Source organism: Paracoccus benzoatiresistens, assembly GCF_026913015.1.
Lineage (GTDB): Bacteria > Pseudomonadota > Alphaproteobacteria > Rhodobacterales > Rhodobacteraceae > Paracoccus > Paracoccus benzoatiresistens.
Window position 1 is genome coordinate 1 of the sequence record NZ_JAPTYD010000099.1, and the last position, 8,170, is coordinate 8,170.

5 protein-coding genes and 4 pseudogenes are annotated in these 8,170 nt (G+C 63.2%); 4 read left to right on the forward strand and 5 right to left on the reverse strand.

All coding sequences use genetic code 11. The features are described 5' to 3' along the window. Positions 1-135: 135 nt before the first annotated feature. Entirely contained in the window at positions 136-936 is an 801-nt protein-coding gene (gene istB, locus OU682_RS22940) for an IS21-like element helper ATPase IstB (protein WP_268944511.1), read from the reverse strand. Continuing rightward, positions 936-2,222: an IS21 family transposase gene (istA, locus tag OU682_RS22945; protein WP_268944512.1), complete on the reverse strand. Its 1,287-nt coding sequence runs from the start codon at positions 2,220-2,222 to the stop codon at positions 936-938. Before istA (OU682_RS22945) ends, istB begins: the two co-directional genes overlap by 1 nt. 326 nt (positions 2,223-2,548) lie before the next feature. Between istA (OU682_RS22945) and istA (OU682_RS22950) the strand changes: the two are divergent. Both istA (OU682_RS22950) and OU682_RS22955 read left to right on the forward strand, forming a co-directional pair. Continuing rightward, positions 2,549-4,194, forward strand: a pseudogene (gene istA, locus OU682_RS22950) (IS21 family transposase). Then, positions 4,184-4,519 (forward strand): annotated as a pseudogene (locus tag OU682_RS22955) (ATP-binding protein); the annotation flags it as partial. The pseudogenes istA (OU682_RS22950) and OU682_RS22955, both read left to right, overlap by 11 nt. 28 nt (positions 4,520-4,547) lie before the next feature. On the opposite strand, the gene OU682_RS22960 reads toward OU682_RS22955, so the two are convergent. The 3 genes and pseudogenes from OU682_RS22960 to OU682_RS24565 all read right to left on the reverse strand — a co-directional run. Next, entirely contained in the window at positions 4,548-6,605 is a 2,058-nt protein-coding gene (locus tag OU682_RS22960) for a recombinase family protein (protein ID WP_268944513.1), read from the reverse strand. Then, positions 6,586-6,786 (reverse strand): hypothetical protein, encoded by a 201-nt coding sequence (locus OU682_RS22965; protein WP_268944514.1) that lies wholly within the window; start codon positions 6,784-6,786, stop codon positions 6,586-6,588. The genes OU682_RS22960 and OU682_RS22965 overlap by 20 nt, the downstream gene beginning before the upstream one ends. 118 nt (positions 6,787-6,904) lie before the next feature. Next, positions 6,905-7,087: pseudogene (locus tag OU682_RS24565) on the reverse strand (DUF5372 family protein); the annotation flags it as partial. Here OU682_RS24565 and OU682_RS22970 point away from each other — a divergent pair. Together OU682_RS22970 and OU682_RS22975 are read left to right on the forward strand one after the other, a co-directional pair. Further along, positions 7,087-7,546, forward strand: a pseudogene (locus OU682_RS22970) (ATP-binding protein); the annotation flags it as partial. The pseudogenes OU682_RS24565 and OU682_RS22970 overlap by 1 nt on opposite strands. A gap of 84 nt (positions 7,547-7,630) precedes the next feature. Beyond that, positions 7,631-8,170 (forward strand): MFS transporter (locus OU682_RS22975; RefSeq protein WP_371832305.1); only part of this gene is annotated, 540 nt, incomplete at its 3' end.

Below are 8,170 nucleotides of genomic sequence, written 5' to 3' on the forward strand. Positions count from 1 at the left end.
GCCGCCGGTTGGGTGGGTGTCAGTTCACCCGGAGATTACGCCACTGTCCAATTTCTACCACTTCCGAGACACGACCGACTTGTCAAACGAACTGAAGAACTGACCCCTTTGGCGACGTGAAGAACTGATCCCCTTTCATGAATGGTTGGCCTTGTCGGTTTCGAACGCAGGCCCGGCCTTCTGCAGGAGACCAGACCTGCGCTTTTCGCGAAGTCGGTAGCTGTCACCGCGGATGGTGATCACCGTTGAATGATGCAGCAGCCTGTCAAGGATTGCCGTTGCAACCACAGGGTCGCCAAACACACTGCCCCATTCGCCGACGGAACGGTTCGAGGTGATCAGGATCGAGCCTTTCTCGTAACGGCGTGATACCAGCTGGAAGAACAGGTGGGCGGCGTTGGCCTCAAAGGGCAGGTAACCCAGCTCGTCAATGATCAGAAGCTTGGGCCGGCTGAGCTGCGTCAGCTGCTTTTCGAGAAGGCCGTCGTCGTGACCCTTGGCCAGCATTGCCACGAGGGTTGCCGCAGTCACAAACTGCACCGAGTGGTTCTGCCGGATCGCCTCTCGTCCCAAGGCAACAGCCAAGTGCGTCTTGCCAGTCCCCGGCGGCCCCAGGAGCAGTGTCGTGTCGCCATGCGCGATCCATCGGCAGGTCGCGAGTTCGCGGATCTGCCCCGGGTCCAGCGAAGGCTGCGCTTCAAACTCAAAGCCCGCGAGTTCACGCACGAACGGAAACTGGGCGAGCTTGCTTGCCATGGAGATGCGCCGTTCGTCGCGCCGGGCAATCTCGCGCTGGACCAGAAAGGCCAGGGACTCGCGCAAGGTCATGTCCGAACGTGCGGCTTCATCCAGCAGGGTATCAAGCTGGTCCCGAATGGCCGTCAGCTTGAGCCGGTCGAGCATTGCCACCAGCGTTTCGTGATCGACCGCTGTCATCACCAGCCTCCTCCGACAACCGCTTCATACTCGGCAAGCGGGCGCAGCAAGGCAGGTGTCTGGATGCTCGGGGCCGGTTCCTCCTGGATCGGTCCGCCTCCAACCACACCGATCAGGTGCGCCTTGTCGGTGATCCGCTGACGGCGGCTCTGACAAACGGGATGGTCGGCCACCACGTTGCCGGCGTGACGCACGATGACGCGGCCAGCAAGGACCATGACCTGCACGGTCTCGCCGACCAGGCGCCACGGCACCGAGTAGCTGTTGGTATCAAGGTCGATGGCGCAGTCGGGACGAACCTTACGGATCAGGTCACGCAGCTGACCGAACGGAGCCCGACCGCCCAGGGGGCGAAGCGCGCCGGCCTCATCGGCAAACCGCACGATTGGCAATTCGCCGGTCGTGCCATGCACACGCTGATCGGCAATCTCCCGATTCCACTGGTCAAGATGGGCAACAAACGCACCCCAGGACGGGAAGCGCCGGCCGGCGATCGCATTGTGCTTCACATAGCCGACGCCGCGTTCGTCCTTGCCCTTTGTGCGGGCTCGATAGGGAGCACAGGCCTTGGGCTTGAAGCCCCAGTAGCGGGCGAAAGCGTGAAGCCGGCCGTTGAACCGGACCTCGCGCGTTGCCGTGTCATGGTGCTCGACCAGGGCCTTGGCGTTGTCAAACAGGATCTCGGTTGGCACCCCTCCAAAGCGCAGAAAGGTCTCCTCCATGCCTGCGAACCAGTCCATCTGGCGCTCGCGCAGCGACGGACGGATATGCATTCGGCGCGAGTAGCCGAGTGTGCCGACAAACAGATGCACGCAGAGCGGCTCATCGGCGATCCACACCCGAGCTGCGCCAAAATCAATCTGCAGCTGATGCCCGGGAGGCGTCTCGAAGCGCACTGTTGCCCGCTTTTGCGCCTTCAACTCCCGCCGCCAACGCTGAACTCGACGCTCGACAGATCGCAGCCCGATTACGATCCCATGCTCACTGGACAGTTCCTGCCGGATGACATCGGCGTTGCCGCCATGCCGGAAAAACCGCTCACGCAGCCAGTCATCGAGCCCGTCGAATGCCGTCTTGCGCACCGGCTTGCTGTAAGCAACAACGCCACCGGCATCGAGATAGCGTCGGACCGTATTGCGGGCGCAGCCAAACTCCTTCGACAGCCGCTTCGCCCCCCAGCCCAGTTCATGCAGCCGCATCATCGCGGCCACCTCCTCTGCCTGAAGCATCTCCTCTCCCCGCATCGACCTCGATCGTGCAGGAAACTCTGAAGCACCGCTCCTCATCTGTCCCTCCTCTCGGCAGATCCGAGGGGGTCAGTTCCTGGAGTCGCCAGGGGGTCATTTTGTCAGTTCGGGTGACAGGACTGTCATGCCAGAGCCGAGGCGTGCTGTTGCCGGAGAGCTATGACGTATACGACCAGTGGTTCCATTCGGTCGATCTGCTCTGGACTGCCGGCTCGATACAGCCGATCGACACGGCTGGGATCACTCATTGGCTGTTGATTTCCACCCAGAAGTGACCCAGGCAGGCCCAATAATTTCCATTGAGATTTGACCCATGTGACCCTTCCCCGACGCGGAGAGCGGAGGGGGTTTACGGAGTGATCCACATGGGACTTTTGAACGTGATCCGGAAGCTGCGGCTGCGGGAGAAGTTGCCGATCCGCGAGGTCGCGCGTCGCACCGGCCTGTCGCGCAATACGATCAAGAAGTATCTGAACTCAGGAGCGATCGAGCCGTCCTTTGCCACGCCGGACCGCCCGAGCAAGCTTGATCCTTTCTCCGAGAAGCTGGCCGGCTGGTTGAGGACGGAGGCCGGCAAGTCGCGCAAGCAGCGGCGGACGCTGAAGCAGATGCATGTCGATCTGGTCAAGCTGGGCTTCACCGGCTCCTACAACCGGATTGCGGCCTTTGCGCGGGGCTGGCGGACAAACCAACAACGGGAACAGCAGAGCACGGGCCGCGGCACCTTCGTTCCGCTGTCTTTCCGACCGGGAGAGGCCTTCCAGTTCGACTGGAGCGAAGACTACGGACATCTGACCGACGAGCGCACCAAGCTTCAGATGGCGCATATCAAGCTGTCGCACAGCCGGGCTTTCCTGTTGCGCGCCTACCCCCTGCAGACCCACGAGATGCTGTTCGATGCCCCCTGGCACGCGCTCCGTGTCTTTGGCGGCGTGCCCGAGCGCGGCATCTATGACAGTGAGGCTTGGCCGCCATGGGTCCGAGGCCAGGCCGAACGAAGACCGCAGTGGACCGTGTCGGTCGCGGCAAGGAGCGGCAGGTCAACCTCCGCTTCCTGGCCATGGCCAACCACTATGTCTTCGAGCCGCCGTCCATTGGGCTCGGACCAATGGCGCCGCAATGAACGGCTTCTGCAATCCGGCGGCGGGTTGGGACTGCGCCAGCGTGGCGCCATCGGTTCGAGCCCGCTGGCGCAGGGGCAGGTCGAGAAGAACGTTCAGGACTCCCGCCATCAGGTCTTGCAGGGGATGCCGGGCTTTCCCGACCTTGCCACGATGAACGCCTGGCTGGAGCAGCGTTGCCTGGAGGTGTGGCAGGAGACCCCGCACGGCACGCTGTCCGGCACGATCGCCGATGTCTGGGCTGAGGAGCGGGCCGCACTGATGCCGTTGCCGCCTGCCTTTGACGGCTTTGTCGAGTTGAGCAAGCGCGTCTCGCCCACCTGCCTGATCAGCTTCGAGCGCAATCGCTACAGTGTGCCGGCGTCCTTTGCCAATCGCCCCGTCAGTCTGCGGATCTATCCGGACCGGCTGGTCGTGGCGGCCGAGGGCAACATCCTGTGCGAGCATGGCCGCATCATCCAGCGCAGCCACAAGCTGCCGCCGCGGACGATCTATGGCTGGCGGCATTATCTGGCCGTTCACCAGCGCAAGCCTGGTGCGTTGCGCAATGGCGCGCCCTTTGCCGAGTTCCCGCCTGCCTTCCGACAACTGCAGGATCAGATGCTGCGCAAACCCGGCGGGGACCGCGAGATGGTCGACATCCTTGCCCTGGTCCTCCAGCACGACGAGCAGGCCGTGCTGACCGCAGTGGAACTGGCCCTGGCCGAGGGCGTGGCGACCAAGACCCATGTGCTGAACCTGCCTCGCACCGGCTGGTCGATGGAAAGGTCATCGGCGGGCCGCCCCTCGATACCCCGCAGGCCCTTGCCCTGCGCCGCGAGCCCAGGGCCAATGTCGAACGCTACGACGGCCTGCGGGCTCACATCACCGGAGGCCATCATGCGTCATGATCCTGCCAGCGGTGCTGTCGTCATCATGCTCCGCAGCCTGAAGATGCATGGCATGGCGCAAGCCGTCACCGACCTGATCGAGCAAGGGGCGCCGGCCTTTGAAGCAGCCGTCCCGATCCTGTCCCAGCTTCTCAAGGCCGAGATGGCCGAGCGCGAGGTGCGCTCCATCGCCTATCACATGAAAGCGGCGCGCTTCCCGGCCTACAAGGACCTCTCGGGCTTCGACTTCTCGGCCAGCGAGATCAACGAAGCTACAGTCCGGCAACTACACCGCTGCGAGTTCCTGGACGGTGCCCGGAACGTGGTCCTGATTGGCGGCCCTGGTCGGGTCTCATAATGCACACCTTTCTACGCTATTGAAGATCAAGGTTTTGCTGCATGGGGTCAGATGTTCGCGGGCCTTTTGAGGATGATTTTGCCGGTTCAAGGCCTGCGATTTGCGCTTCCGGGATCGCCCAAGGAGCGCCTTTGCAGGCCTGATTGCCGGAAAGGGTGCCTTCCCGGATCAGGCGGAGCACCGTCATCTTGCTGACGCCGAGCCTGTTCGCAGCCTCCTCGAGCGACAACTCGCCTCGCTCGGCTGCTTCACCGAGCTGATAGACAGGGATGTGGTAGGTGTGGCGGAAACTCCGAACTCGCATCTCGGTCCACGGGTTGCCGCGGCCAGTCCGTATACCCAGTCGATTCAGTGTCGCCGCGATCGCACCATCGGTTTGTTGCCGGGAGAGCACACGGATCAAGTCTTGGACCTCCACATCGCTGGAATAGCGGTGCTGGCCTATGCGATTGCGTGGGACGGCAAGAGACGTATGATCTCCACCCCGCCAGTGGAGAAGCAATTCGATCCGTTCCTTCGTTAATGTGACGACGATCTCCTCAAGGACGGCGCGGAGGATGCGCTTGCGTGTCTCGGCGGTCACGCCGGGATGGGACCATGCTGTAGGGAGATCTGCGCCAAGCGACAGCAGGCGTTCTCGCTCCGTCGGCGATAGGGACGGTTTGTCCATTCCGATGGCAGCAAAGCGCTCCTCTTGGCGTTGGACTTCCGCCAATCGAGTGTTCCAACGCTGCTCGAGTTCGGCCGCGACCAGCCGGTTTGTGGGATCAACAGCGTCGTACTGGCGGCGGGCAAGATTGGCTTCGTACCGGGCCTGCGTTAGCGCGAGTTCCGATTGTTGCCGCGTATCGGCGATCGCGGCGTCGCGCTCCGCGACAGCCATGAGCGCGGCCTCCACACCAAGTGGGCTCAGCAATCGCAGGACTTCTGCCGAGACTGCGGCATCAACGCGCATTCCTCCGAACGAGATGCAGGTCTGTGTTCCGTGATTGAGATGTGCGCCCCGGCAGGAATAGCGAACGCAGAAGCCACCGTTCCCGCTGTAGGATACGTGCAGCCGGCGGCCGCAATGACCGCAGCGCAAAAGCCCCGCGAGCATTGCTTCGCCCCGGCGGACCGAACCGCGAGCCATGAGGCCGCGGCAGTTGGCATTATCGGCGATCAGGCGCTGGTTCCTCTCAAACTCCTCCCAGGCAACGTAGCCCTCATGATGATCTACGATCAATACATCCCACTCTTCACGGTCGCGGCGGTGGCCACGGCTGACGCGCTTTCGCCCGTTCTCGACCGTGATCCGGCTGGCCGTTCGGCCGAAGGCGTATGCGCCGGCATATACCGGGTTGGTCAGGAGCCCGCGGACGGTATTGTAGACCGGCGCCTTCCAAATCACACGCCGGCCATCGTCGTCGCTCTCGACCGACGGCATCAGAACACCCTCGCGTCGCAGCCAGAGATGGACCTGCCGGATGCTCTGAAACTCGGCGAACTTGCGAAAGACGAGCCCAATTGCCTGCTGGATCCGCCGGTCGGGGTCCTTCGCGATGCGGTCCCGTCCAACCTTCACGTAGCCAACCGCCACATGGAAGAACAGCTCACCACGCTGTGCCTTCTGGTGTAACGCTTCGAGCGAGCGCTGGCGCAGCACCGACAGCTCCATCTCGCTCATGGTGCCCTTCATCCCGAGCAGGAGCCGATCGTTCGGCAAACGCGGGTCGTAGAGCCCGTCTTCATCGGCGAGAAGGCAGCCAACGAGACCGCAGAACTCCAGCAGCGTGTGCCAGTCGCGCCCGTTGCGCGCAAGCCGCGAAGCTTCCACGGCCAACACGATCCCGACGCGTCCCTCGCAGATCGCCACCAGCAATCGCTCAAAGCCCGGGCGTGCGATACCACCGCCGGAACGGCCGAGGTCGTCGTCAATCACGATCGGCTCCGCCCAGCCGAGTTGTTGTGCGCGAGCGGCGAGGCCGTACTGCCGACGGCGGCTTTCGTGGTTGTGGAGCAACTGGTCCTGCGTGGATTGCCGGACATAGACGAAGGCCTGCCGGCTGAGATGCTCAGACGCGATCTTGCTCATCGCGCCCTCCCGTTTCCAGGGCATCGTTCTTCGGATTTTGACCTTGGGTCTCCACGGCCTCCAGGAGCAGCGCCGCCAACAGCGGTGCTACCGTGGCCTGCGCCGCGTCCGTCAACATCGGCCCCGGCTCCATCAGCGTCAGAAGGTCTCCTTGTAGCGGTAACTGCTGCGCGCGTCCCATCCAGATCTCCTCTCTCTGTTCCTGAGAGCGAGGATAGAATTGCCTCAAGCGCGAAACGAAGGTCCCGCAGTCCCGCAAGGGATACGCGTGGCTGTTCCCGGATGGTCATGGCCGCAGCCTCCGGTGTACACATCCAGGTCGGGATCTGGGCCAGCGTGCCATCGATCTGACGGACAACGTACATGCTGACGCCGCGGAACCGATGCCGGCGAACGACCTCGATACGCTCGCCATGGCGCGGATGAAATGGATAGTAGATCTTTGCGTCACCCTGAGATCGGGCAGTATGTGACGTGCTCACCAGGCACCGGCAAGACCCATGTCGCGACCGCCCTCGGCGTCCAGGCCATCGAGCATCACCGCCGCAAGGTCCGCTTCTTCTCCACCATCGAACTGGTCAACGCTCTGGAGCAGGAAAAGGCCAAGGGTAAGGCCGGGCAGATTGCCGAGAGCCTGACCCGCCTTCGTGATCCTCGATGAGCTGGGATATCTGCCCTTCAGCGCCTCGGGCGGCGCGCTGCTCTTCCATTTGCTGAGCAAGCTCTATGAGCGCACCAGCGTCATCATCACCACCAACCTCAGCTTCAGCGAGTGGGCCACGGTGTTCGGCGATGCCAAGATGACCACCGCGCTGCTCGATCGGCTCACACACCGCTGCCACATCCTGGAGACCGGAAACGACAGCTTCCGCTTCAAAGCCAGTTCAGCCGCCGCAGCGCGCCAAAAGAAGGAGACCACACATGCCTTGACCACTGAATGACCCAAAAACCATAATCAAAGGTGGGTCAGTTCTCGATGGAAAACCTGGGTCACTTCTGGGTGGAAATCAATATTCTTCACGCTGGTGGTCATCGCGGCGCTGGTCTGGTGGAAGCCGCAGGCGGAGCCCGCCCGCAAGCTGCCGGCCGAGCATGTCTTAGGCGCGATGGTCGCAGGCCTGCGTTATGCAGTCTTCACCCGCCCTCTGCGGCTGGTTCTTGTGCGGGCGGCGGGGTTCTTTCTCTTTGCCAGTGCCTTCTGGGCCATGCTGCCGCTGGTGGCGCGTGACGTGCTGGGCGGAGGGGCAGGGCTTTACGGCGCGCTTCTGGCCTCGGTCGGGGTTGGTGCGGTCGGCGGCGCCCTGGTGCTGCCAAGGCTGCGCACAAGGCTTGGCCCGGACCGCACCGTGATCCTGGGTACAGCAGGCACTGCGATCGTGCTGGTTGTGCTGGCACTGGTGCCGGGGCAAGCACCTGCGCTGCTGGCCGGTCTGATTGCCGGACCATCCTGGATTGCAGTCCTCTCCAGCCTGAACGTCGCCGCACAACCGGCCCTGCCCGACTGGGTCCGGGCCCGGGGGCTGGCCATCTACCTGACGGTGTTTTCCGGCGTGATGTCACTGGGC

Excerpts from the sequence above, each read along its gene's own strand:
- istA (WP_268944512.1), bottom strand. The coding sequence starts at position 2,222 with ATGAGGAGCGGTGCTTCAGAGTTTCCTGCACGATCGAGGTCGATGCGG.
- OU682_RS22965 (WP_268944514.1), bottom strand. The coding sequence starts at position 6,786 with ATGGGACGCGCGCAGCAGTTACCGCTACAAGGAGACCTTCTGACGCTG.
- istB (WP_268944511.1), bottom strand. The coding sequence starts at position 936 with ATGACAGCGGTCGATCACGAAACGCTGGTGGCAATGCTCGACCGGCTC.
- OU682_RS22960 (WP_268944513.1), bottom strand. The coding sequence starts at position 6,605 with ATGAGCAAGATCGCGTCTGAGCATCTCAGCCGGCAGGCCTTCGTCTAT.